This window comes from Apilactobacillus nanyangensis, assembly GCF_016861915.1.
Classification (GTDB): Bacteria; Bacillota; Bacilli; order Lactobacillales; family Lactobacillaceae; genus Apilactobacillus; species Apilactobacillus nanyangensis.
The window spans coordinates 93,864-117,556 of sequence record NZ_BOLX01000002.1 but is presented as its reverse complement, the minus strand read 5'-3'; the positions used below and the strand labels follow the sequence as shown (position 1 = coordinate 117,556).

Below are 23,693 nucleotides of genomic sequence, written 5' to 3'. Positions count from 1 at the left end.
CTTAAATTCCTTTCAATGATGAATAAATTGGCATTAGAACAACTAAATATGCCAATACAATACAAATTCCAATAAATAAAAATAACAGCGGCTGAATTAGGTTAATTAGCTGATTTGAGCGACGATTCATTTCCTCGAACTTAATTTGGGAAAATGCATCTAATTTAACTAATATCTCAGATGTTTTTGATCCATGGTGAAAAAATCCATTAAATTCTGACGGAACAAAAGAATATATCTTCGTTAATTTCCCAATATCCTCACCTTTGTTAGCTAGATGCCTAGCTTTAACACCTAATAAGTACATAATTGTATTAGGCTTGAAGTCTTTTAATATTTTCAATATATTTTTTAAATCGATTCCGTTCTTTATCAGCATTTTTAGCTCTAGAGATAATATATATCCCATGTAAGCCTTATAAATCTTTCCTATAAATGGGATTCTAGATATAACATCTCGTTTTCTAAGCAGTGGTAAGCGTTTATACATAATAAAAATGGTTAACATTACCAAGAAAGCAAAGAATAAAATTACATATAGCCAGCTTAAATCGTAATGTTGCATGGCATTAATCGAACTAAGTTGAGGTAAAACAAAACTATTTATCGCATATACAATTCCAATTAAAATAATGACTAAAACAATGGGATAAAAAAGCAAGTCCCTAATCTTCGATTTATTTTTTAATTTAACCTCAATAAAATGACTCAATTCAGATAAGCAGGAAGATAAATCACCATACTTTTCGCTAATCATGATTTGATTATAAAAATCATTTTGAACAAGCCCTAATATGCTGCTACTAAAACTATTACCTTCACTTAGCTTATTAACAATTTTCTTAATGGTAGACTGTCTACCTCCCACTTCGGATAGAAATTGTAGCGATTCCTTAATAGTAAATCCTGAGCTAAACAGATCACTTAGGTTTTTAAATAAATAATATTGTTTATTCAATGATAGCTTTGCCATTGCCAATTATCCTTTCTTTTAAATCTTTAAAGTCATTCCTAATATCCATGTTGACGGAAAGCTCTTTTTGATTTTTTATAGATAATTTTTGGAAAACGACCGCATTTAAACAATTGAATAAATCGTCATAATCACATCCCAGTTGACTTAAACGATTAATCACACCATCAATATTTCTAGCATGAATTGTGGTCAGCACTAAGTGTCCTGATAACGATGCACGTATTGCAGATTTAGCTGTATTAGCATCTCTAATTTCACCAATAATGAATACGTCAGGACGGCTTCTTAAGCCTACTTTAATTAATTCATCGTATCCCATGTCAGCTGATTCATTGACCTGCAATTGAAGAAAATTGGTATCAATAATTTCCACCGGATCTTCAATGCTCATGATTAATTTATTACGACTCATAGCATTGGCTAAATGATAAATGGATGTCGTTTTACCTGAACCTGTCTTACCTGCAAAAATAATCATGCCATTTTGGTCAGCTAATTCCTTCAAACGGTGAAACTGATTTTCATCATCATAATTAATTGTTTCATCGTCTAAAGAATAAATAATTCTGATGACCATTGTCTCGTGGTTCTTGTAATTCCCGACTGAGGAAAATCGCAAGAAAAATTTCTTTTGATTCGACACAAACTCAAAAGAACCAATCTGTGGTCTCCTCCGTTCACTAATAGACATCCCAGCAATATATTTACAATAGTTAATTAATTTAGTTGCTTTATCATAATTAATGCAATCATGATTTAAAATATCCATCCCTGTATGTTCTCTAACAACATAATTTTCATTAATCGGCAGCAGATATATATCTTTTATTTTTTCTTCAACTGCTTGATTAATTAAATTATCAAAATAATTTGAAATACTCATAAAAAAACCTCCACTTTTTATATTCGAAAAAAGTAGAGGTTTCATTTATTTTTATACAAAAAAGGATGCACAAATGTGCATCCTTTTAAATTATTCAGCTGCTTCAGGTAATTCAGCTGCTTCGTAAACGTCTTGAACGTCATCGTTTTCATCAAGTTCGTCAATTAGACCAGTGTATTGTGAAACTTTGTCACTTGGTACAGCAGTCTTGTTTTGAGGGAACATTGTTACTTCAGCAGTATCTAAATCATATTTTTCTTGTAAAGCATCTCTAACAGCAGTTAAATCTGAAGGTGCAGTAAAGATTTCAAATTGGTCATCATCTGACTTCATGTCTTCTCCACCAGCATCTAATACATCCATTAACATGCTGTCTTCATCAACATCTAAACCGTCACGTAGGATAACGATGTATCCTTTACGGTCAAACATGTATGAAACAGAACCATTTGATCCTAGTGAACCACCATGGTGACTGAATGCTGAACGTACGGCAGCAGCAGTACGGTTCTTGTTATCAGTTAAGCAAGAAACCATGATAGCTGTACCAGCAGGTCCATATCCTTCGTAAGTAATTTCTTCGTAGTTTGCTCCACCTTGACCAGAAGCCTTATCGATAGCACGTTGAATGTTATCCTTAGGCATGTTGGCAGCATGAGCTTTATCAATCACAAGACGTAATTGTGGGTTACCATCTGGTTCTGGACCACCAGCTTTAGCAGCTTGGTATAAATCACGAGACAATTTTTGGAAAATCTTACCACGTTTTTTATCTTGGGCACCTTTACGTCCTTGAATGTTATGCCATTTTGAATGTCCTGACATAATCACAGCACTCCTCTCGAATTCTATTGTTTCATTAGTTTACAAACATATCAATTATATCAATCAGTATATAATTAATCAAGTTACTATATCAGCTATTTAGTTGAGTCGCGTTCAACTATTTCATAGCCTAAAACCACATAACGGTTATCAATCTCTTCTTTATTCATAATCTTGGTCAATAATCTCATTGCTACCGCACCAATATCATATAAAGGTTGAGTGATTGAAGACAATTGTGGTCTCATCATCTTAGCTAATTTTGTATTATTACTTGTGAATAATTCAAAATCTTGTGGCACTGAAACACCTCTATCGGTCATTCCATTTAAAATTCCGGCAGCCAATTCATCATTAGTTGCTACAGCCGCAGTAATCTTATCATTGATAATTTTTTCAGCTAAGTCATAACCATCTTCATATGTTCCCTTTGTTTCGAAAACCAATTTGTCATCAAACTTGATGTTATTGTTTTCTAGAGCTGAAACATATCCTTTTAGTCGGTATTCCTTATTAACATCTTGTTTCATTGAACCAGATGCAAAGGCAATTCTAGAATTACCATTTTTGATTAAACGTTCTGTCTCATTCATAACAGCATCTGCATAATCGATGTTTACACTAGGTACAGAATTGTTAATATCAACTGAACCTGCAAGCACGATTGGACAGTCAGAACGCTTAAAATCAGCTCTTAAATCATCATTAATTTCATTACCCATAAAGATAATTCCATCAACTTGTTTACTTAACAATGTATTTAGTACTGATGCTTCCTTATCAGGATTATCATCCGAATTGGCTAAAATGATATTGTACTTGTACATAGTAGCAATATCATCAATTCCACGAGCTAGTGAAGAAAAGTATCCATCGGTTACATCGGGAATGATTACCCCAACCGTTGTTGTCTTCTTACTTGCTAGTCCCCTTGCAACAGCATTAGGGCGATAGTCCAGATCATCTATGACCTTCAACACTTTTTCTTTGGTTGCTTGTCGTACGTTACTGTTTCCATTCAAAACTCTAGAAACAGTAGCCATGGAAACACCAGATTCTCTAGCAACATCGTAAATAGTTACATTTTGCTTTTCCATTCTCTCAAACTCCTCTTTAAGTCCGCCTGGTTTGTTTTCATAGCGCTTTCAATATGTTTACAAATATATCAGATAAAAGACGATTTAACAAGACTACCACCTCTTTAAGAAATAAAAGAGACCAGACAAAGTCAGGCCTCTTTTACAATTTAAAATTATTTACTTAAATTATCTTCTTGTTTTAAAGCATCTGGATCGATGACAATATCTTGACTGTCATCAGCATTTTTTCTAACTTGATTTCTCAAGTTGTCAGCTGCTTTGTGGAATTGGGTACTACCTTCGTCATAGTAGTATTGTGCTTTGTTAACTACATTATCGTTAACCTTACCTGCAGCATCTTTAATCTTTGACTTTGCATCTGAGGTCTTGTATTGTAGTTGTTCTTTTACGTCATCAACAGAATCTAAAGCGTAAAAAGCATAGTCTAATGCACGATCTTTTAGGTCGTTGGCAGTCTTTACAGTACTGTTAACGAATTCCTTTGTCTTTTCATCATCCATTTTACGGTATGCAATGTATGCAGCAGCTGCTGCACCAGTAGTTAATCCTAATAAAAATAGTCCTGTCTTTTTCATAAAAAACACTCCCTTTTATTTTTTAAACATTCTAAAGCCAGCTCCTGCGGCTTTTTCCATAAATGATTTTTTCTTTCTGTTTTGGAACTTTTTGGCTAAGTTTTGAGTTGCGTTATTTAAATCGCTAACGCTTTGTCCAACATCTGCAGCAGCTTGATAAACTGGATCCAAGGTGTTGATTTTTTCATTAACATCCTTAACTAATGAATTTGAGCTAGCTAAAATATCTTCGGCTTGTTTTGATATTACATCAATATCTTGGGAAATAGAATTAATATTCTTATTTACCTCATCAACAGTCTTAGATAACTTGATTAGTAGAACTGCAGCACAAATTGCAACAATGAAAAATGCAACTGCAGCAATCAAACCAGCTAATCCTCCAATTGTCATGCAACCCCTCCTCATACGTTTATATGATTATAATAGCATTTACTATTTAATCTTACAATTAGTTTAATCTTAAGCCTTCCACCATTCGTCAAACTTACTATATAGTTGTTTAATTGCATTTCCACGATGGCTTATCTCATTTTTTTCATGATCAGACATTTCTGCCATGGTCTTCTTCTTACTTGGTACATAAAATAATGGGTCGTATCCAAAACCATTATTACCTCTTGGTGATTTTAAAATGGTTCCCTCTACGGTTCCATAAACGACGAATTTTTCACCATGTTGATTCAATAATACTAAGCAAGTCACAAATTTAGCGTCACGCTTGTCACTATCACCTAATTTTGCTAATAGCTTTTTATTGTTCGCGTCATCATCATGGTCTCCAGCATATCTAGCTGAATGAATTCCAGGTTCATTATTTAATGCAGGCACTTCCAAACCAGAATCATCAGCTAAAACGGCTAAGTTAGTTCGCTCGAAAATGGCTTGTGCTTTAATGGTGGCATTTTCTTCAAATGACTCACCATTTTCAATAATTTTACCTAATTCTGGAAAATCTGCAAGTGTTTTAAAGTCGATATTTTTATCGGCAAACATTTCGCGAAATTCGCGGGCCTTATTTTGATTGTTAGTCGCAATTACAATTGTTTCCATAATCATAGCTCCTCTAGTTTTTTAATTGGTAAATGCTTAGCGTGTACATCATAGTTAAGCCATTCGTTTGCAACCTGATTAAAATTATTAGCATCACCAGTGGTATAGAATGAATAAGTAGTATTTTCTTCTTCATCATTTTCAAGATGATGTTGTTGTAAAATTTTCTTGATTTGCTTAACTGTCTCATATCCTGGATCAATTAATTTAACAGAATCTCCAACTGATTTTTGAATTAATTCACGCATGATTGGAAAATGAGTACATCCAAGAATTAAGGTATCAACACTATCTGCATTGATAGTCGATAAATCATTATTGATTACCCCTTGGGTTCTTGAATCTTTATATTCTTGATTTTCCACCATTGGAACAAATCTTGGACATCCTTGGCTAAATACTTCAACATTATTATTAATTTTGTTAATTTCTTTTTCATAAGCACCACTCTTAACAGTCCCATTTGTGGCAATTAATCCAACACGATTGGTCTTTGTACTATTGACCGCAGCAATGCTTCCAGGGTTAACAACACCAATTACTGGGATTGAAAGATGTTCTTGTAAATATTCTAAAGCATATGAAGTTGCTGTATTACAAGCAATCACAAGCATTTTAATATCTTCTGTTTTAATTAAGAAGTTTGCTATTTGTAGAGAATATTGTTGAATTTCTTCTTTTGATTTTTCACCGTATGGTAAACGGGCTTCATCACCCAAATATGCAATATTTTCGTTTTGTAATTCCTTCATAGCCAGCTTAGCAACAGTTAAGCCACCTACTCCGGAATCCATAAAACCAATCGCTTTTTTGCTCAAAGTAGTAACCCTCTTTTCAGTTCCATTACTATTATATTACCATTTTTAGCACCATCTGACATTTATTAAGGATAAACATTTGCTTTAATTTCTACTGAGATATATAAATTATGATAAATTTATAATATAATGTATTTGTATATAAGGAATTGAGGTTAACAAGTATGGATAATAATAATCTTTACAATAAAATAATTGATAATGATTCTACTCGTCCTCTATGGGGCCAAGAATTGTTAAGAGACGTATTATTAAACGATTTATTGGGAAACGATACCCACAGCATCATGTACTGGGCTGGTAAAAAGATTGCCAGAAAGTTCCCACTAAAAGATGCTTTGGATACTGTTCTATTTTTCAAACAATCAGGTTTAGGTGACCTATCAGTTGCTTCTGAAAACAAGCATGAAATTAAATGGACTTTGAGCGGAGATATCGTTGCTAAAAGAATCGAAGCCAACCCAGATGCAGACTTCATGTTCGAATCTGGTTTCCTAGCCCAAATTGCTCAACAACAATTTGGCGTTATTTCTGAAGCTGAAATGAATCCGAAAGAAGAAAAAGATGGAACCGTCCTTATTAGAGTACATATGGATCCAAAACATCCTGCTCCAGTAATTGAAGATTCCGTTAAAGAATTTGATTTAAAGCAATAATAAAAAAAAGAACGCTTAGCAATGCTAAGCGTTCTTTTTTATTGTCTTATAGGTATTGGTTTAAGATTTTAGCAAGTTGTTCTTTGCTGTGGTAACCCACGATGCTATCTACAACTTCGCCATCCTTCTTTACTAATAAAGTTGGAATACTCATAATACCAAACTTTTGTGGTGTTTCTGGGTTTTGGTCAACATCCATCTTGTTGAATGTTACCTTGTCACCCATTTCTTCAGATAATTGATCTACAACTGGTGATTGCATACGGCAAGGACCACACCAAGTTGCCCAAAAATCAGTTAAAGTAACACCTTCGGCAGTATCTTTTTCAAATGTCTTATCTGTTGTTTCTGAAACCATATTAATAGCCTCCTTATTTTTCTTACTGAAAGTAAGTTTAGACTGTTTAGTAATTAAATGCAAAGAATAAGTCTTATACGATTTAATTTTCTATTTCAATTTTACCACTGTGGAACCGTCGCCTCCAGCATTTGCTGGTGAATAATTAAAGGATTCAACTCTTCTATCACTGGAAAGCATATCTGTGACACCTTGTCTAAGTGCTCCAGTCCCCTTTCCGTGAATAATTGTAACGGAAGGATATCCCGCAAGAACGGCAGAATCCAAGTATTGATCAACTTCATGCATTGCTTCTTCATAGCGATGACCACGTAAATCTAACTTAGCAGATACACGTTTGGAAGCAGTTCTCTTAACCTTGGTATTAAATCTTTGTTCATCATTATCAACTTTGATTTTTTCAAGGTCGCCTTCAGCAATTCTCATCTTAAGAATTCCCAATTGAACTTCCCATTCATTGTCATCTAACTTTTTAACCAATACACCACGTTGTCCGTATGATTTCACCATAACGTCGTCACCCTTATGGAAATCGTGTTTAGCTTTTGCCTTCTTCAACACACGATTATTAACCAGGTTAACGTCATGACGTAATGAGTTCAATTGACCTTGAGCGTCAATCAATTCATTTTCCTTGATGGTAACTTGACCAACCTTACGTTGCTTTTCATGAAGATCCTTGATAATTGCGTCAGCTTTCTTCTTAGCAGCTTCAGCAATTTCATTTGCTTGTTGCTTAGCAGCAGTCACCAAGCGATCCTTTTGGTTCTTGTACTTAGCGTATTCTTCACTCAAATCTTCGTGTAGTTTGGTTGCATCATCCAATTGAACTTTTAGTTCATCGGCCTCAACACGAGCACGCTTTGTTTGTTCAGTTAATTCAACAATCATCGTGTTTAAGTCTTGACTGTCTTGGTCAACAAGTGATCTGGCTTCAGTAATGATTGACTCATCCAAACCAAGTCTAGATGCAATATTCAAACCATTACTTTGACCAGGAACACCCATCATTAAATGATAAGTTGGTTGAAGGGTTTCACTATCGAACTCCATAGATGCATTAATCGTTTGAGGACGATTGTATGCATAAACTTTTAATTCAGGATAATGAGTCGTAGCAACAACATCACAATCTTTTTCAGCAATTTTGTCTAAAATAGCGATGGCCAATGCAGAACCTTCTTTAGGGTCAGTTCCAGCACCTAATTCATCAAGAATTACCAAACTCTTCTTAGTGATTCCATCTAAAATATCAACGATATTATCCATATGTGATGAGAATGTACTTAGGTTTTGTTCAATTGACTGTTCATCACCAATGTCAGCAAAGACATTGTCAAATACAGCAACGGATGAACCTTCATTGGCTGTCACAAACAATCCAGATTGAGCCATCAATTGAAGTAGTCCTAATGTCTTGATAGTAATGGTCTTACCACCGGTATTAGGACCAGTGATAATAATTGCCTTGTTATCTTTACCAATGTATAAATCATTAGCAACGACCTTATTCATATCAATTAAAGGATGTCTAGCTTGCTTTAAGTTAACATGATTTTCGCTTGATACAACTGGTCTGGTTGCCTTCAAATCTCTCGCATATTTAGCCTTGGCATTAATTAAATCCAAGTGTCCTAATATCTTAGAGTTATTAATAATTTCACTTTGGTAAGGACGAATTAAGTCAGATAATTCGATTAAGATACGTCTTTCTTCGTGGCGTTCTTCAATTTGTTTTTGACGAAGTTCTGTATTCAAACCAACTGTTGAAGCTGGTTCAATGTACAATGTTTGGCCTGAAGAACTACGATCATGGACAATCCCACCAAACTTATTTTTATTTTCAGCTTTAACTGGTAAAACCATTCTGTCTTCTCTGATTGTGACGATTGGTTCAGTTAAATCCTTACTGTGTTTTTGAGTGAATTGATTCATAATTGAACGCACTTCACCTTTGATAACATCCATTCGACGTCTAATTGAATTTAATTCCTTTGAAGCAGTATTCAATAATCTGCCATCATCGTCAATTGAATCAGATAGTCGTTGTGAGATGTTTGGAACGGCCTGAATTTCATTAATTAGTTTATATAAACGATTTAATGATACTTCATCGTCTCTTAAGTTATTAAAAAATCTAACTAGATAGTTAGATGTCTTTAAAATCTTATTTATCTTTGATAGTTCACTACCATTCAATGAAGCATCAATCTTTAAACGTTTCATGTATGGAGTAACGTCATCAAGTTTGGGAATAGAAATTTCTTTATCTAAACGTAAAATATGTGCTCCATCATCAGTTTCATCAAGCCACATATTAATAGTGTTAGGATTGTCTACCGGTGATAGTGCAGCTAGTTCCTTTTTCCCATTTCTTGTAGTTAAGTATTGCTCGATGGAGCTCTTAACCTTTTCATATTCTAAAGTTGATAGAACTTTTTCATTCATTTATTTAATCACCTTATCTTAGCCATTTTTCATATAAATCGTGTGAAATAATTGGTGTTTTATGAACAATAAACTCAGCAACTGATGACTGATGATATTGTTTTGTTATTTGATTGCTTGGTAGAACAGAAATAACATTTAAGATAAATAAAACTGATAAATAAGCAATTATCAATCCTATAATAGTTCCACCAATTGCATTAAGTTGGTGAATTACTGGAATATGGGTAATTTTGTCTATTAAAGAAATTACAATACGTACACAAATTCCAGAAATTAAAAATATAATAAAGAAGCTAATACTATTACATAAAATTTGATCATTAATCAAACTACTATTAGCAAAAATTGCCTGACTCAAATCTCTTGAAAAATATAATGACACAAGTAGGCTAAACAAAAAACCAACAACACGTAATATTTCTTGTGCTAAACCACGGTGATATCCATCGTATCCACCATAAACAAGCAATAAAACTATAATAATATTAAATAGCATTAGTTAATGTTTCCTTCTTCTTCATTATTTTCAGTTAATTCATTTAATTTTTCTTGCAACTTAATTTGTTCTGAAAATGCATTAAATGCTAACAAAATAGCCGCATCTTCATCATTAATATCAGGTGACATTTCCTTTAATTGAACCAATTGGCGATTCATTAACTCAGTCACTGTCTTCATGTGATCTGCAGAACTCTTCCCTACAAATGTATAATTCTTTTTTCCAATACTAGCTTTAAAGCGTTGATTCGTGTCGTTCATTTTCGATAAACCTCCATTAACTTCATCACTATTTTAGCATGAAAAGGCAGACTATAACCAGTAAAGAACACAAAAAAAGACGCCATTACGGCATCTTTTATGTTGTTACTTATTCTTCTTCATCGTCACCGTCATCGGTATCTAATAAAGTGTTTAGCACTGATTCAACCATTTCCCATTCTTCATCAGTTTCGATTAATTGTAAGTCTCCACCTTGTGGGTCCATTGGATCATCGCCTTCTGGTAAGGCATATGCTTCAATGTTAACTTCTTCATCATCTGCTTTACCGGCAGGGTAAAGTAGGATGTATGATTTGCCAAAATCATCAGATTCGAAAGTGAATAAAACGTCGTATAATTCTTCGTTTCCTTTTTCGTCAACTAATGAAATTTGCTGTTGTTCTTCTTCGTTGTTGTCCATTGCTAAGCCCTCTTTTCTTTATCTTGTTAGTTTACCTTTGCCATCTAAATATGTTTGTAAAATTAATTCAGAAGCAATTTTATCGATAACTTTTTTACGTTTTTCTCTAGAAGTGTCCGCTTTTTCAATCAACATTCTTTCGGCTTCAACTGTTGTTAAACGTTCGTCAACAAAATCAACTGGTAAGTTAAATTTTTCTTTTAACATTTCACCATATCGTTTTGAAGCTTCAACTCTAGGTCCTGAGGTATTATTCATGTTCTTAGGTAACCCTAGAACAAACCCCATAATTTCATATTTTTCGACTAATTCGGCTACCCGATCTAATCCAAATTGTTCTTCATCTTCATTAATCGGAATGATTTCAACACCTTGTGCTGTCCATCCCAATAAATCACTAACAGAAATCCCAACTGTCTTAGATCCGACATCCATCCCCATTAATCTCATATATTAGTTTTCCTCACGATCATTATTCTTGTCCAAGTAAAAACGAACCAACTCTTCAATAATCTCGTCTCTTTCATAGCGGCGAATTAAATTACGAGCATCATTAAATCGAGGAATATATGCAGGATCTCCTGAAATTAAATATCCGACAATTTGATTGTATGGATCGTATCCCTTTTCCTCCAATGCCTTAAATACGATTAAAAGCGTATCGTGAACATTCTTTGGAGTATTGTTGCTTAAATCAAAATACATTGTCTTATCTGAAGCACTCATTTATAACACCTCTAAATCTATGATGTAGGTTTATTATAATTCTACTTAGAACAAAATAAAACTTAAATATTAATTATTTTTAAAAGTTTTCTAACCAAGTAACTGCTGCTTCCATTGCCTTAGGTAATCCTTCAGGCTTTGAACCACCGGCTTGAGCCATGTTTGGACGGCCACCACCGCCACCATTAATTTCCTTAGAAATTGACTTAATGATGTCACCGGCCTTCATACCATCCTTAACCTTTTCATCACTTACAGCGACAATTAGGTTAGCCTTTTCACCACTTTGAGTTCCAAGAACTAATACGTCTGATAGATTCTTACTTCTCCAAGTATCAGCTAGTTGTCTTAGTTGATCCATTCCTGAAACATTTAAAATACCAGTGATAATCTTGTTTCCGTTAACTTCTTTAACGTCATCGAAAACTGAGTTAGCTTGTTGGCTGGCAATCTTTGATTCTAACTTATCTTGTTTTTGTTGTAAGTCCTTGATTTGTTCTTGTAATTGAGCAACCTTGTTAGGAACTTCCTTAACTTGAATAGTCTTAACTTGATCAGCAACTTGTTTTAGAAGTGCTTCTTCATTGTTTAGGTAATCAAAAGCAGCCTTTGAAGTTACGGCTTCAATTCTTCTAACACCGGCACCAACACCTGATTCTGAAACAATCTTAAATAGTCCAATTTGACTAGTGTTGCTTACATGGTTACCACCACAGAATTCAACTGAGTAATCACCAGCGCTAACAACTCTAACTTTATCACCGTACTTACTATCGAATAAGGCGATGGCACCCATCTTCTTACCTGTTTCTTGGTCTGTTTCAACAGTAGTAACAGGTTCTGCCTTGAAGATTTCTTCGTTAACTAAGTCTTCAACCTTTTGTAGGTCTTCCTTAGTTACTGAACCGAAGTGAGTAAAGTCAAATCTTAGGTAGTTTGGTTCAACTAATGAACCAGCTTGTTGAGTATGATCACCTAAAACATTTCTCAATGATTGGTCCAATAAGTGGGTTGCAGTATGGTTGTGTTCAACCAATGCGTGGAACTTACGATCAACACTTAGTTTGTATTGATGGTCTTTTGAAAGACTAGTAATTACTTCAACAGTGTGTAAGTTTTGACCATTTGGTGCGTGTTGTACGTCAGTAACCTTTGCACATAGGTTACCATCTTCATCAACAATAGTACCTTGGTCAGCAACTTGACCACCCATTTCAGCGTAGAATGGAGTCTTATCGAAGATAACTTCAGCTTCTCCAGCGCCAGCTTGGTCAACTAATTTTTCATCAACAATAATATCAAGTAGTTTAGCGTCAGCAACTTCTAGTTGTGAGTAACCAACATATTCACTTGGTGTCTTAATGTCGATTAATAGATCACGTTGAACACCCATTGACTTGTCGTTTCCGCGCGCATTTCTAGCACGTTCCTTTTGTTTTTGCATTTCTGCTTTAAAACCAGTTTCATCAACTGAGAATCCAGCATCTTCTAGGTATTCCTTAGTCATTTCTAATGGGAAACCGTAAGTATCATATAGCTTGAAGGCATCTTTTCCTTCAACAGTCTTTTGGTTTGTCTTCTTCAAGTTGTCCATTAATTCACCAAGAAGTTGTAAACCATCAGATAGTGTTTCATTGAAACGTTTTTCTTCAGAATGAATTACCTTTTCTAGGTAATCTTTTTGTTCCAATACTTCTGGGTAGTATGACTTCATGATTTCACCGACAACTGGAACTAATTGATATAAGAAATCATCCTTGATACCTAAACGGTGACCAGAAACAATGGCACGTCTGATTAAACGTCTGATAACGTATCCTCTACCAACGTTAGATGGAAGAGCACCATCACCAATAGCGAAAGTAATTGCACGAGCATGGTCAGCGATAATCTTAAAGTCGATATCATCTTGAGCATTTTCACCGTACTTCTTACCGTCACTTAGTGATTGAGTCTTTTCAATGATTGGCATGAACAAGTCGGTTTCAAAGTTAGTTGGTGCGTCTTCAAAAATTGAAACAACACGTTCTAATCCCATCCCCGTATCAATGTTCTTTCTTGGAAGTGGTTCGTAGGTATCATCTGGTTTGTGGTTAAATTGTGAGAACACAATGTTCCAAACTTCAAGATATCTTTCGTTTTCCCCACCAGGGTAGTTTTCTGGATCATCTGGAGCTAAGTTATCGTATTTTTCTCCACGGTCGTAGAAGATTTCAGTATCTGGACCTGAAGGACCTTGACCAATATCCCAGAAGTTATCATCCATATCGATTAAGTGGTCAGCAGCAACCCCTGCTTCTTGCCAGAATTTCTTAGCATCAGTATCTTCAGGATATACAGTCATGTATAGCTTTTCTTTGTTCCAACCAAACCATTCTGGTGAAGTTAGTAGTTCAAAAGCCCATGTAATGGCTTCTTTCTTGAAGTAATCACCAACTGAGAAGTTACCTAACATTTCGAATAATGTGTGGTGACGAGCTGTCTTACCAACATTTTCGATATCGTTAGTTCTAATACTCTTTTGTGAACTAGTTAAACGGTGGTTCTTTGGAACAACACTACCGTCAAAGTATTTCTTCATTGTGGCAACACCAGAGTTAATCCATAGAAGTGATGGATCATCCTTTGGTACTAATGAAGCACTTGGTTCAATTGTGTGACCATGTTGTTTGAAAAATTCCAAATACATAGCACGAATTTGACTACTATCTAATTTTTTCATAGAAATTCCCTCCAATAAGCACAAAAACACCGTTGCTAGTAAAGACGCTATATGCGCGGTACCACTTTACTTGCAACGATGTTTTTTCGTATACCTCTTTAAGTCTCAATAACGCTGAGAAAGCGATCTAATTATTACTCGAGATAGCACTTGATAAACCCAATCATCTTTTTCACCAACCAAGATGTCTCTTAAAATGAAATTATACAAGCATGTTCTCTAATTTATATCTAAATTATATGGTTTATTAAAACCGGTGTCAAACGTTATCTATAACGTTGTGAACTGTTCTTCTTGGACTTTCTCTTACGACGTCCTTCTTCTCTTTGTTGGATACGACGATTCATTTCATCGTTTCGCTTAAGCTCTTGTTTAATCTTGTTCTTGTAACCTGGTTTAACGTTTCTCTTCTTCTTTTTAATCATACCAATCATGGTTGGTTCTAACTTATCATGACCACGACGGTGTGACTTTCTACGGTTACGATCATAAGTGTCTTCAACACGGCTACCACGAATAACCTTTGGCTTAAATGAAATGCCCATCTTTTCTAATGCGTCGATTTCATCTTCTTCATCAGGAGAGTAAAGAGTAACCGCAGTACCAGGCATGTTATTTCTACCAGTTCTTCCAACACGGTGAATGAAGTATTCCAAGTCTTCTGGAATATCATCGTTAATAACGTCAGAAACCCCTTCAATATCAATTCCACGAGCAGCTAAATCAGTGGCTACAACGTATTGGAATTCAAGATTTTGAATTTGTTTCATTGTTCTCTTACGTTCACGTGGTGTTAAATCACCAGAAACGATTCCCACCTTTAATCCTTGGTTACGTAAGAATTCATAAATTTCTTCAACACGTTTTCTAGTGTTAGCAAAGATTAATACAAGATAAGGTTCACCCATGGTGATTAACTTGTATATTAAGTCGTTCTTGTTTTGACCCTTAGTTGAAATTAACCAGTTATCAATGGTTGGACTGATAACAGTTCTGTTTGGAATGTTTTCAACGTATGGGTTTTCAAGATACTTCTTCAAGAATGGTTTCAATTTTTGTGGAATTGTTGCTGAGAACACCATCATTTGAACATCCTTACCAAAGCTGGCAGCGATATTATCAATGTCGTTTAAGAAACCAAGGTCTAATGTCATATCAGCTTCGTCAATTACTAGTTGAGTAGCTGTGTGAACTTGTAAATGTTGACCCTTGATCAAATCAGAAATACGACCTGGAGTTCCAATAACGATTTGTGGTTGTTCATTCTTTAGCTTTTCAATTTGTCTAACCTTGTCAGTACCACCAACGTAGTTAGCGATATGAATGGTCTTATCTGAATGCTTAGCTAGTTGCTTAGCATTGTTGTAAATTTGGTAAGCTAATTCACGACTTGGTGTGGTAATAACAGCTTGAACTTCCAAAGTATCAACGTCTAAGTTATCAAAAATTGGTAACAAGAACGCATGGGTTTTACCACTACCTGTTGCTGATTGACCAACAACACTTCTGCCCTTACGGATTTCAGGAATAATCTTTTCCTGAATGGCAGTTGGTTCTCTAAAGTTTAATTCGTCTAAAGCATCCATGATGAATGGCTTTAAGTTGTATTGCTTAAATGTACTTGGCATTTATTATTCTCCTTTGTAACTAGCGACTAATTCGTCTAATTTACTAATTACCGACTTGATTTCGTCCTCGTCTTTAGCAGCAGCACCACTTGCCAAATCATGACCGCCACCACCAAATTCCTTGGCTAATTCATTAATAGCAGGTCCTTTGGATCTCAAACTAATCTTGTATGTGCCATCTTCTTTTTGAATAAAGATAGCCCAAGCGGTTACTTGATTGATATTGCCAGGAAGTGGCACAACAGCTGAAGTTCTTTCATTACCTAAATTGAATGGTTCCAAAACTTCATCGCTTAATACGATATAAGCGGCCCCGCTATCGGTAATACTTAGATTTTCATATACGTATGCGGATAGTCTTGCCATTGGTAAGTCAATTGATGATTCAATTGTGTTAACTTCACTAATTGAGAAGTCTAACTTAGCCAATTCAGATGCTACCCTAAATGTGTTTGATGAAGTAGATGGATATTTGAAACGACCTGTATCACCAATAATACCAGCGTATAATAAGCGACCAGCATTTGCGTTAATCTTTAATTTCTTTGATGTTTCAAACAAATCATAGATTAATTCAGATGTACTTGATGCTTCTGGTTTTACCCACATAATGTCTCCAAATTGGTCATCATTTGGATGGTGATCAATCTTAATCATCATCTTTCCTTGAGTATATCTATCATCATCAACTCGAGGTTGGTTAGCGGTATCAACAACGATAACTAATGCATTTTTGTATACATCGTCATCAATTTCGTCGGTTGTTCCTAACCAATCGAAACTTTGATATTGCTTTCCAACACAGTAAACATTCTTATTTGGGAAAGATTCCTTGATGATGTTAGCTAATCCCATTTGAGAACCATATGCATCTGGATCTGGTCGTTGGTGTCTATGGATAATAATTGTATCAAAATCGCAAATGGCTTTGATAATCTTACTTTGCGTTGATAAATTGAAAAAATTAAACATTTTACTCATAATCGCTCCTAATATCCTTCTATAAATTCATAACATAATTATATCATATGGTCATTTATGTTGTTTAGGCCTTAACAGACAAAAGAGACAACCTTCAGCAGTGCTGAAAACTGTCTCTTTCAACTTATTATTTTTCTTCTTTAGCTTCTTCTGCTTTGTCGTCTGACTTAGTGTCAGCAACACGATCAGTTACCTTTGCGATTGCGTTTAGGTCAAATACTAAGTAAATGCCGTCACAGTCTAAAGTAACAGTCTTTTCTTCTTCATTGATATCATCAACGATACCATGTAATCGACCGATAGTTGTTACGTGGTCACCCTTTTGAAGTTGTCTTAAAGTTTCTGCATGTTTTTGTTGTTGTTTCTTTTGTGGTCTAATAACCAAGAAATACATAATCGCAAATAAAACGATTAAAATAATAAATCCACTGTAGTTACCCATTATAGTTCACCGTACCTCTCATAATTTAATATATATCTTATCAAAATTATCATTAATAGTCCAGTTTTTAATTATCACGATTAATCGGATAATTAAGGTGATGATAACCGTTATCAGTTACCACTCTACCTCTGGCAGTTCTTTTAATATAACCAATTTGGAGAAGATATGGTTCATACATTTCTTCAATCGTATTTACCTCTTCCCCAATATTAGCAGCAAGTGTTGATACACCGACTGGACCGCCGTTGTAAAACTCAATCATGGTCTTTAACAACTTAATATCAGTTGCATCTAATCCTTCGTTATCAACACCCAACATTTTAAGTGAAGTATCAACAATATCGACATCAACATTTCCATCGTTAGATACTTGAGCAAAGTCACGAACTCGTTTTAATAAACGGTTAGCAATTCTAGGAGTTCCTCTAGAACGTCTAGCAATTTCGTGTGCACCTTGATCGTAAATCTTAGTATGGAAAATATCAGCTGAACGTAAAACAATATCTTGTAAATCCTCGGTATTGTAGTACTTCATGTGTTCAACGATTCCGAAACGATCTCTAAACGGTGCTGATAGCAATCCAGCTCTGGTAGTAGCACCAATCAAAGTAAATGGTGGCAATGGTAAATGAACAGGATGTGCTGTTGGTCCTTGACCTACAACGATATCAACACTGAAGTCTTCCATTGCTGAATAAAGCATTTCTTCCACTGTCTTAGGAAGACGATGAATTTCATCAATGAATAAGATATCACCAGGTTGTAATTCATTTAGCAATGCTGCTAAATCACCAGTCTTTTCAATTGCCGGACCACTAGTTGTTTTGATGTTTGCTTCCATTTCATTTGCAATCACCATCGCTAAGGTGGTCTTACCTAATCCAGGAGGTCCATACAACAGAACGTGGTCTAAAGTTTCTTCACGTTGTTTGGCAGCCTTGATGTACACTGACAACTCTCTTTTTAAGTCATCTTGACCAATGTACTCTGATAAGTATTGTGGACGGAGTGATTTTTCAAATGTTTCTTCAGTTCTACCTTCACTATCGCCTGAGATAATGCGGTTGTCATCCATTTAATACTCCTCCTTAAAATTTAGTTACAGCACTTAAACCTTGTCTTAAGTAATCTTCAGTTGTTGTAACTTCAATATCTTCTAAGGCCTTTCTGGCCTTCTTAATATCACGTGCTGAATATCCTAATTCACTTAGTGCTTCTAATGCATCTTCAAGTGCTTGGTTATCTGACTTATTATCAGATGCAGGTTGGCTTTCAGCAGTAAAGTCATCGAACAGTGATGGTGCAATGTCATCTAGCTTGCCCTTCAAATCAAGAATGATTTGCTTTGCAGTCTTTTGACCCACACCTGGGAACTTAGTTAAGTAAGTAACGTTTTCAGTATTGATGGCGTTTAGTAATGATTGTGGATCGTTTCCCGCAATAATTGCTAGTGCACTCTTAGGACCAATTCCTGAAACGTTTAACAATTTTTCAAAAATTGATTTTAATTCTCGACTTGAGAATCCGTAAAGTAATTGTGATGAATCAGTCACGGCTTGGTGAATGAATACCTTCACTTCTTCATTACTATCTACTTGGTATACATATGGATTAGATGTGTATACCAGGTATCCAACCCCGTTTACATCAACTACGATGTATCCTGGTTGGACATCTTCGATGGTTCCTTTTAAATATTCAAACATAGTCTATCCTCGATTACATAAAATTGTCGTTGGTATGTGGGTCTTGAATTCGTTTGAACATCTTTTCCATATCTGTATTAGAAAAAGATACTAAAACTGGTCTGCCATGCGGGCAATTAAACGGATTGTTAACTGTCGCTAATTCATCAAGTAAATGAACCGCCTGTTTTCTATCCAAGTGATGGTTAGCCTTAATTGCTTGCTTACAGCTCATCATAATAGCTGTTTGTGCTCGAAATGAAGCTACCGAGATGTTCTTATGATTAATGACCCAATCAATCATTTCTCGAATCGTTTCTTCCTCGTTGCCTTCTTCAATCCATGTTGGATGTTGCTTTACCACGAAGCTATTCTTCCCAAACGGTTCAACATTTAGGCCAACTTCTTGTAGCATCCCCAACTTTTCCTGAATGATTAACGCATCACGATTAGGATAATCCAAAACAAGTGGCACTAACAAGCTTTGTTGGTCGTTAGATACCTCTCCAATCTCAGTTCTCAATCGTTCATAGTTAATTCTTTCTTGAGCGGCATGTTGGTCTACAATGTACATACCATCATCTGATTCAGCAATTAAATAAGTTCCATGAAGTTGACCGATATACAACAGCTTAGGAAAACGAGGTTGATCATCGTTGTTTGATACCTCATCATCAGTCACTTCAGTTTCTCCAAATGGAGTGACTGGATGTTCGTAGCGATGAGCAAAACTTTGTACATCTTCATCGTTCAATTGTGACCTATTACTGACGTAAATAGCATCAATATCAGAAGTCTTAATGTCTTCCTTTGACGTATCCTCTTTGTCATCCACTTGAGGTTGTAAATTAGGCTCAACAAAATCATCAACTAAGGGTTCACTCTTAGGTTCTTCCTTTGTTTTTGAATATTGATTAATTTGCATTTGCAACTGTTCATTAGTGTATCTTGGTTGAACAGAGCGGTCCCTAGTCATAACTTCAGGAATTAGGTTTTCTTGATAAATCGTATCATAGATTGTTTTGGCAACCAAATTGCACAACTGTTCTTCCTTACTAATTCTAACCGTTTGTTTAGTTGGATGAACGTTTACATCAGTTAAAACCGGATCTAATTCAATATTTAATACAGCAATTGGGTAACGACCAACCATTAGTTTAGATCCATACCCATTAGTGATTGCTTTGAATAATGCATAGTTCTTAACGTATCTACCATTCAAAGTAATAGTGACATAGTTTCTAGAAGCCCTTGTCAATTCAGGTAAACTCACGAAACCACTTATTTTAAAGTCATTATCAGCATTTTCAATCTTAATAATTCTTTTTAGGTTCTTAGCACCATATATATCACCAATTACCTGTTGTAGTTGACCTCTACCTGATGTTCTTAAGATTTCTCTTTGGTTATGAACCAGTGAAAATGCGATATCAGGATGACCAATTGCTAAACGATCAACGATGTCAGAAATCTTGGCCAGTTCAGTCTTAATTGTCTTCATGTATTTCAATCTGGCCGGTGTATTAAAGAATAAGTCCTCAACGCAGATGCTAGTTCCTCTTCTAGCTTCTGCTGGCTTAATTTCTTTAATTTCACCACCCTTGATATGAATCTGAGTACCTTCATCCCCAGTCGATGTTTTCAGATGAACATCTGATACTGAAGCAATTGAAGGCAAGGCTTCACCACGGAATCCTAATGATTGAACTTTAAAAAGATCTCTTTGGTTGTTAATCTTACTTGTTGCATGACGTTTAAAGGCGATTTCGACATCATCGTGATTAATTCCAATTCCATCATCGATAATTTCGACTTTCTTTAATCCTGCATCTTCAATATTGATATCAATTTGCGTGCTTTGCGCATCAATTGAATTTTCAACTAATTCCTTTACAACCGAAGCAGGCCGTTCAACAACCTCACCGGCTGCAATTTGATCAGCAAGAATTGTTGATAACTCATGTATTTTATGCAAGATTAATCACCTCATTTATTTATCAATTTCGCGTTTCCATTTATATACTTCATTCATAATATCCATTGGCGTCTTAGACATCAAGTCTAAATCCTTAAGAGCTTTTAGAATCTTATCTTCGCCACTCTTACGTTTTTTCTTTTGAGGCTCTTTGACATCCCCAAACAATGAAAGTTGTTGTTCTGGTTCATCAATTTCGTCTTCAACGACTGGATTTGACTTTTCTGCCATGACAACATTATCAGTATTAGTCTTTTCATTGTTGTTTTCCAAATCACTTAAGATGACATCTGCTCTAGATAATAATTCATTTGGTAAACCGGCTAATTTAGCAACGTGAATACCATATGACTTATCGGCAGCACCCTTTTTGACCTTGTGCAAGAAAACTAGTTCACCGTTTTTTTCAACCGCACCAACATGAACGTTTTGTAGTTCATCCAATGAATAAGCTAGTTCAGTTAATTCATGGTAATGAGTTGAAAATAGTGTCTTAGCATGGATATGGTTATGAACATATTCAATGATTGATTGAGCTAAGGCCATTCCATCGTATGTGGCTGTCCCTCTACCAATTTCATCGAATAAGATCAAACTGTTATCGGTAGCATTTTGAATCGCTTCGTTTGATTCCTTCATTTCAACCATGAAAGTACTTTGACCAGAAATCAAATCATCGGCAGCACCAATTCTAGTAAAAATTTGGTCAAAAATTGGCATTTCAGCTGACTTAGCAGGAACAAAACAACCAATTTGGGCCATAATTACTGTTAATGCCAATTGACGCATGTAAGTACTCTTACCAGACATATTAGGACCAGTGATTAACAAAACGTTAGTACCTGGATCCATAATTACATCGTTTGGTACGTAAGATTGGTGACCCATAACCTTTTCAACTACCGGATGTCTACCATCGACAATTTCTAACTTATGTTCTTCGTTTAAGGTTGGACGAACCAATCTGTATTCATCTGAAATAGATGCAAAACTTTGCATTACATCCAAACTAGATACCGCATTGGCAAGTTTTTGTAGTCTTTGAATTGCACTCTTAACAACATCGCGGACTTCACTGAATAATTCATATTCAAGTGTCTTTGATTTTTCTTGTGCTTCAATGATTAGTTTTTCTTTTTCCTTTAGTTCAGGAGTAGAGAATCTTTCAGCATTGGTAAGAGTTTGTTTTCTTTCATATCTATCTTCTGGCAACTTGCTTAAGTTGGCCTTTGATACTTCGATGTAGTAACCAAAAACATGATTATAACCAATCTTTAGGTTGTTGATACCAGTAAGCTCACGCTCCTTGCTTTCTAGTTCAGCAATCCATTGTTTCCCGTTATTCATTGCATCCCTGTATTGATCCAACATTTGGTTGTAGCCATCTTTAATAACCCCACCATCAGTGACTGAAATTGGTGGTTCTTCAGTAATTGCCTTTTCAATTAGTTCAGAAACTTCATCAACTGGATCTAAATCATTGTTAATTTCATCAAATGATTTGGTATCCATTTCATATAAGATGTATTTAATCTTTGGAATTTGTTGTAATGATGTCTTTAATTGAACTAAATCACGACCGTTAACTGAACCAAAAGATACCTTTCCGGCAAGTCTCTCTAAATCATAAACCTTCACTAACATGTCAGTGATTTCACTACGTTCATAGTAATGATTCAATAAATCATCAACTTGATTTTGACGGTTTTCAATAGATGCTTTGTCAATTAGTGGATGGTCAATCCATTCACGTAATTTTCTACCACCCATTGCTGTTTTAGTTTCATCCAAAAGCCATAGCAAACTACCTGACTTTTTATTAGTTCTAAGGTTCTTGGTTAATTCAAGGTTGTATTGTGAATTGTGGTCCATCTTCAAGAATTCAGCAGGCTTGTATGCAACAGCCGCCTTCATGTGAGAAAGACTACGTTTTTGAGTATCCACAATATAAGTAGTTAGTCGATTTACGACCTTCTTTTCTAGGTCTTGTCTTAGACCTTCTGATAGATATTGCATATCATCTAATTCTTTAATGTCGTCTTGATATGAAACCAAGATGCCAACCTTATTAATTAGTGCAACATCTTTTTCGGGGATTTCACGATTAACAATTACTTCTTTGGTTTGAAGTGTCATTAGTTCGTTTAAAACACTGTTCATATTACTCAAAACAGTGGTTTTTAATTCACCTGTAGATAGTTCAGCGTACGCAAAACCATAACCGGAATCTGAATATTCAATTGCTGTTAAGTAGTTGTTATCCTTGGCATTTTCGGCACCCATTGTAGTTCTGGTACCTGGAGTCACTAACTGAGTTACGGCTCTTTTGACCATTCCCTTTGCTAACTTAGGGTCTTCCATTTGTTCCACAATTGCGACTTTATATCCCTTATCAATTAAGGTGTCGATATATGATTCAACCGCCTTGTGTGGAACTCCACACATTGGAATTGGGTTATCGGCATTCTTACTTCTAGAAGTTAATGTTAGTTCTAGAATTTGAGCACCCTTTACCGCATCTTCATTGAACATTTCATAAAAATCACCAAGACGATAAAAAACAAAAGCATCTGGGTATTGATCTTTTACTTTCTGATATTGTTCCATCATTGGTGTTTGTTTAGTTTTACTAGCCATTAAAACAATATCCTCCTTT

The 23,693-nt window shown here is 35.3% G+C and carries 24 protein-coding genes; 1 reads left to right on the top strand and 23 read right to left on the bottom strand.

The window, feature by feature from the left end:
• Nucleotide 1: 1 nt before the first annotated feature.
• The 8 genes from JUD45_RS00920 to racE form a co-directional block, all read right to left on the bottom strand.
• Nucleotides 2-973, bottom strand: a complete 972-nt coding sequence (locus JUD45_RS00920; protein ID WP_138726921.1) for a type II secretion system F family protein — start codon at nt 971-973, stop codon at nt 2-4.
• Nucleotides 951-1,859, bottom strand: a complete 909-nt coding sequence (comGA, locus tag JUD45_RS00915) for a competence type IV pilus ATPase ComGA (protein WP_187155744.1) — start codon at nt 1,857-1,859, stop codon at nt 951-953. Before comGA ends, JUD45_RS00920 begins: the two co-directional genes overlap by 23 nt.
• A gap of 90 nt (nt 1,860-1,949) precedes the next feature.
• A complete protein-coding gene (locus JUD45_RS00910) occupies nt 1,950-2,684 on the bottom strand; it encodes a YebC/PmpR family DNA-binding transcriptional regulator (RefSeq protein ID WP_034532182.1) in 735 nt (244 codons plus the stop codon).
• Between the two features lie 95 nt (nt 2,685-2,779).
• Complete coding sequence (gene ccpA / locus JUD45_RS00905) at nt 2,780-3,781, bottom strand: catabolite control protein A (RefSeq protein ID WP_187155743.1); 1,002 nt, start codon at nt 3,779-3,781, stop codon at nt 2,780-2,782.
• Between the two features lie 155 nt (nt 3,782-3,936).
• Nucleotides 3,937-4,359, bottom strand: a complete 423-nt coding sequence (locus JUD45_RS00900) for a YtxH domain-containing protein (RefSeq protein ID WP_138726924.1) — start codon at nt 4,357-4,359, stop codon at nt 3,937-3,939.
• A gap of 15 nt (nt 4,360-4,374) precedes the next feature.
• Complete coding sequence (locus JUD45_RS00895) at nt 4,375-4,752, bottom strand: DUF948 domain-containing protein (RefSeq protein ID WP_187155742.1); 378 nt, start codon at nt 4,750-4,752, stop codon at nt 4,375-4,377.
• Nucleotides 4,753-4,821: 69 nt separating this feature from the next.
• Nucleotides 4,822-5,412, bottom strand: coding sequence for an XTP/dITP diphosphatase (locus JUD45_RS00890; RefSeq protein WP_138726926.1), 591 nt, complete (start codon nt 5,410-5,412; stop codon nt 4,822-4,824).
• Between the two features lie 2 nt (nt 5,413-5,414).
• Nucleotides 5,415-6,230: a glutamate racemase gene (gene racE, locus JUD45_RS00885; RefSeq protein ID WP_225424292.1), complete on the bottom strand. Its 816-nt coding sequence runs from the start codon at nt 6,228-6,230 to the stop codon at nt 5,415-5,417.
• A gap of 164 nt (nt 6,231-6,394) precedes the next feature.
• Here racE and JUD45_RS00880 point away from each other — a divergent pair, with 164 nt between their 5' ends.
• Entirely contained in the window at nt 6,395-6,886 is a 492-nt protein-coding gene (locus tag JUD45_RS00880) for a YslB family protein (protein WP_138726928.1), read from the top strand.
• 46 nt (nt 6,887-6,932) lie between these two features.
• On the opposite strand, the gene trxA is transcribed toward JUD45_RS00880, so the two are convergent.
• From trxA to mutS, 15 genes are all read right to left on the bottom strand, one after another.
• Complete coding sequence (gene trxA / locus JUD45_RS00875) at nt 6,933-7,250, bottom strand: thioredoxin (RefSeq protein ID WP_272946541.1); 318 nt, start codon at nt 7,248-7,250, stop codon at nt 6,933-6,935.
• Between the two features lie 84 nt (nt 7,251-7,334).
• Nucleotides 7,335-9,692, bottom strand: a complete 2,358-nt coding sequence (locus JUD45_RS00870) for an endonuclease MutS2 (RefSeq protein ID WP_138726929.1) — start codon at nt 9,690-9,692, stop codon at nt 7,335-7,337.
• Nucleotides 9,693-9,705: 13 nt separating this feature from the next.
• Entirely contained in the window at nt 9,706-10,191 is a 486-nt protein-coding gene (locus JUD45_RS00865) for a CvpA family protein (RefSeq protein ID WP_187155739.1), read from the bottom strand.
• Nucleotides 10,191-10,454 (bottom strand): cell division protein ZapA, encoded by a 264-nt coding sequence (zapA, locus tag JUD45_RS00860; RefSeq protein ID WP_187155738.1) that lies wholly within the window; start codon nt 10,452-10,454, stop codon nt 10,191-10,193. Before zapA ends, JUD45_RS00865 begins: the two co-directional genes overlap by 1 nt.
• A gap of 109 nt (nt 10,455-10,563) precedes the next feature.
• Nucleotides 10,564-10,875 (bottom strand): DUF1292 domain-containing protein, encoded by a 312-nt coding sequence (locus tag JUD45_RS00855; RefSeq protein ID WP_138726931.1) that lies wholly within the window; start codon nt 10,873-10,875, stop codon nt 10,564-10,566.
• 18 nt (nt 10,876-10,893) lie between these two features.
• Nucleotides 10,894-11,325, bottom strand: coding sequence for a Holliday junction resolvase RuvX (gene ruvX / locus JUD45_RS00850; protein WP_203619469.1), 432 nt, complete (start codon nt 11,323-11,325; stop codon nt 10,894-10,896).
• 3 nt (nt 11,326-11,328) lie between these two features.
• Nucleotides 11,329-11,601, bottom strand: coding sequence for an IreB family regulatory phosphoprotein (locus JUD45_RS00845; protein WP_034532160.1), 273 nt, complete (start codon nt 11,599-11,601; stop codon nt 11,329-11,331).
• Between the two features lie 79 nt (nt 11,602-11,680).
• A complete protein-coding gene (gene alaS, locus JUD45_RS00840; protein ID WP_203619468.1) occupies nt 11,681-14,323 on the bottom strand; it encodes an alanine--tRNA ligase in 2,643 nt (880 codons plus the stop codon).
• 266 nt (nt 14,324-14,589) lie between these two features.
• A complete protein-coding gene (locus JUD45_RS00835) occupies nt 14,590-15,951 on the bottom strand; it encodes a DEAD/DEAH box helicase (protein WP_203619467.1) in 1,362 nt (453 codons plus the stop codon).
• A gap of 3 nt (nt 15,952-15,954) precedes the next feature.
• Nucleotides 15,955-16,932 carry a DHH family phosphoesterase gene (locus tag JUD45_RS00830; RefSeq protein ID WP_438800466.1) on the bottom strand — a complete coding sequence of 326 codons (978 nt, stop codon included), beginning with the start codon at nt 16,930-16,932 and terminating at the stop codon, nt 15,955-15,957.
• A gap of 127 nt (nt 16,933-17,059) precedes the next feature.
• Nucleotides 17,060-17,374: a preprotein translocase subunit YajC gene (yajC, locus tag JUD45_RS00825; protein ID WP_138726933.1), complete on the bottom strand. Its 315-nt coding sequence runs from the start codon at nt 17,372-17,374 to the stop codon at nt 17,060-17,062.
• A gap of 67 nt (nt 17,375-17,441) precedes the next feature.
• Entirely contained in the window at nt 17,442-18,452 is a 1,011-nt protein-coding gene (ruvB, locus tag JUD45_RS00820) for a Holliday junction branch migration DNA helicase RuvB (RefSeq protein WP_203619466.1), read from the bottom strand.
• 13 nt (nt 18,453-18,465) lie between these two features.
• On the bottom strand, nt 18,466-19,083 hold the full coding sequence (gene ruvA / locus JUD45_RS00815; protein WP_203619465.1) for a Holliday junction branch migration protein RuvA: 618 nt from the start codon (nt 19,081-19,083) through the stop codon (nt 18,466-18,468).
• A 13-nt stretch (nt 19,084-19,096) separates the two neighbouring features.
• Entirely contained in the window at nt 19,097-21,037 is a 1,941-nt protein-coding gene (gene mutL, locus JUD45_RS00810; protein ID WP_203619464.1) for a DNA mismatch repair endonuclease MutL, read from the bottom strand.
• 15 nt (nt 21,038-21,052) lie between these two features.
• On the bottom strand, nt 21,053-23,674 hold the full coding sequence (gene mutS / locus JUD45_RS00805; protein ID WP_203619463.1) for a DNA mismatch repair protein MutS: 2,622 nt from the start codon (nt 23,672-23,674) through the stop codon (nt 21,053-21,055).
• Nucleotides 23,675-23,693: the final 19 nt, after the last annotated feature.

Excerpts from the sequence above, each read along its gene's own strand:
- ruvB (WP_203619466.1), bottom strand. The coding sequence starts at position 18,452 with ATGGATGACAACCGCATTATCTCAGGCGATAGTGAAGGTAGAACTGAA.
- JUD45_RS00855 (WP_138726931.1), bottom strand. The coding sequence starts at position 10,875 with ATGGACAACAACGAAGAAGAACAACAGCAAATTTCATTAGTTGACGAA.
- ruvA (WP_203619465.1), bottom strand. The coding sequence starts at position 19,083 with ATGTTTGAATATTTAAAAGGAACCATCGAAGATGTCCAACCAGGATAC.
- JUD45_RS00865 (WP_187155739.1), bottom strand. The coding sequence starts at position 10,191 with ATGCTATTTAATATTATTATAGTTTTATTGCTTGTTTATGGTGGATAC.
- JUD45_RS00870 (WP_138726929.1), bottom strand. The coding sequence starts at position 9,692 with ATGAATGAAAAAGTTCTATCAACTTTAGAATATGAAAAGGTTAAGAGC.
- JUD45_RS00835 (WP_203619467.1), bottom strand. The coding sequence starts at position 15,951 with ATGCCAAGTACATTTAAGCAATACAACTTAAAGCCATTCATCATGGAT.
- JUD45_RS00895 (WP_187155742.1), bottom strand. The coding sequence starts at position 4,752 with ATGACAATTGGAGGATTAGCTGGTTTGATTGCTGCAGTTGCATTTTTC.
- ccpA (WP_187155743.1), bottom strand. The coding sequence starts at position 3,781 with ATGGAAAAGCAAAATGTAACTATTTACGATGTTGCTAGAGAATCTGGT.
- mutS (WP_203619463.1), bottom strand. The coding sequence starts at position 23,674 with ATGGCTAGTAAAACTAAACAAACACCAATGATGGAACAATATCAGAAA.
- ruvX (WP_203619469.1), bottom strand. The coding sequence starts at position 11,325 with ATGAGATTAATGGGGATGGATGTCGGATCTAAGACAGTTGGGATTTCT.
- JUD45_RS00910 (WP_034532182.1), bottom strand. The coding sequence starts at position 2,684 with ATGTCAGGACATTCAAAATGGCATAACATTCAAGGACGTAAAGGTGCC.
- JUD45_RS00845 (WP_034532160.1), bottom strand. The coding sequence starts at position 11,601 with ATGAGTGCTTCAGATAAGACAATGTATTTTGATTTAAGCAACAATACT.
- JUD45_RS00880 (WP_138726928.1), top strand. The coding sequence starts at position 6,395 with ATGGATAATAATAATCTTTACAATAAAATAATTGATAATGATTCTACT.
- alaS (WP_203619468.1), bottom strand. The coding sequence starts at position 14,323 with ATGAAAAAATTAGATAGTAGTCAAATTCGTGCTATGTATTTGGAATTT.
- yajC (WP_138726933.1), bottom strand. The coding sequence starts at position 17,374 with ATGGGTAACTACAGTGGATTTATTATTTTAATCGTTTTATTTGCGATT.
- comGA (WP_187155744.1), bottom strand. The coding sequence starts at position 1,859 with ATGAGTATTTCAAATTATTTTGATAATTTAATTAATCAAGCAGTTGAA.
- zapA (WP_187155738.1), bottom strand. The coding sequence starts at position 10,454 with ATGAACGACACGAATCAACGCTTTAAAGCTAGTATTGGAAAAAAGAAT.
- JUD45_RS00920 (WP_138726921.1), bottom strand. The coding sequence starts at position 973 with ATGGCAAAGCTATCATTGAATAAACAATATTATTTATTTAAAAACCTA.
- JUD45_RS00890 (WP_138726926.1), bottom strand. The coding sequence starts at position 5,412 with ATGGAAACAATTGTAATTGCGACTAACAATCAAAATAAGGCCCGCGAA.
- JUD45_RS00830 (WP_438800466.1), bottom strand. The coding sequence starts at position 16,932 with ATGAGTAAAATGTTTAATTTTTTCAATTTATCAACGCAAAGTAAGATT.
- JUD45_RS00900 (WP_138726924.1), bottom strand. The coding sequence starts at position 4,359 with ATGAAAAAGACAGGACTATTTTTATTAGGATTAACTACTGGTGCAGCA.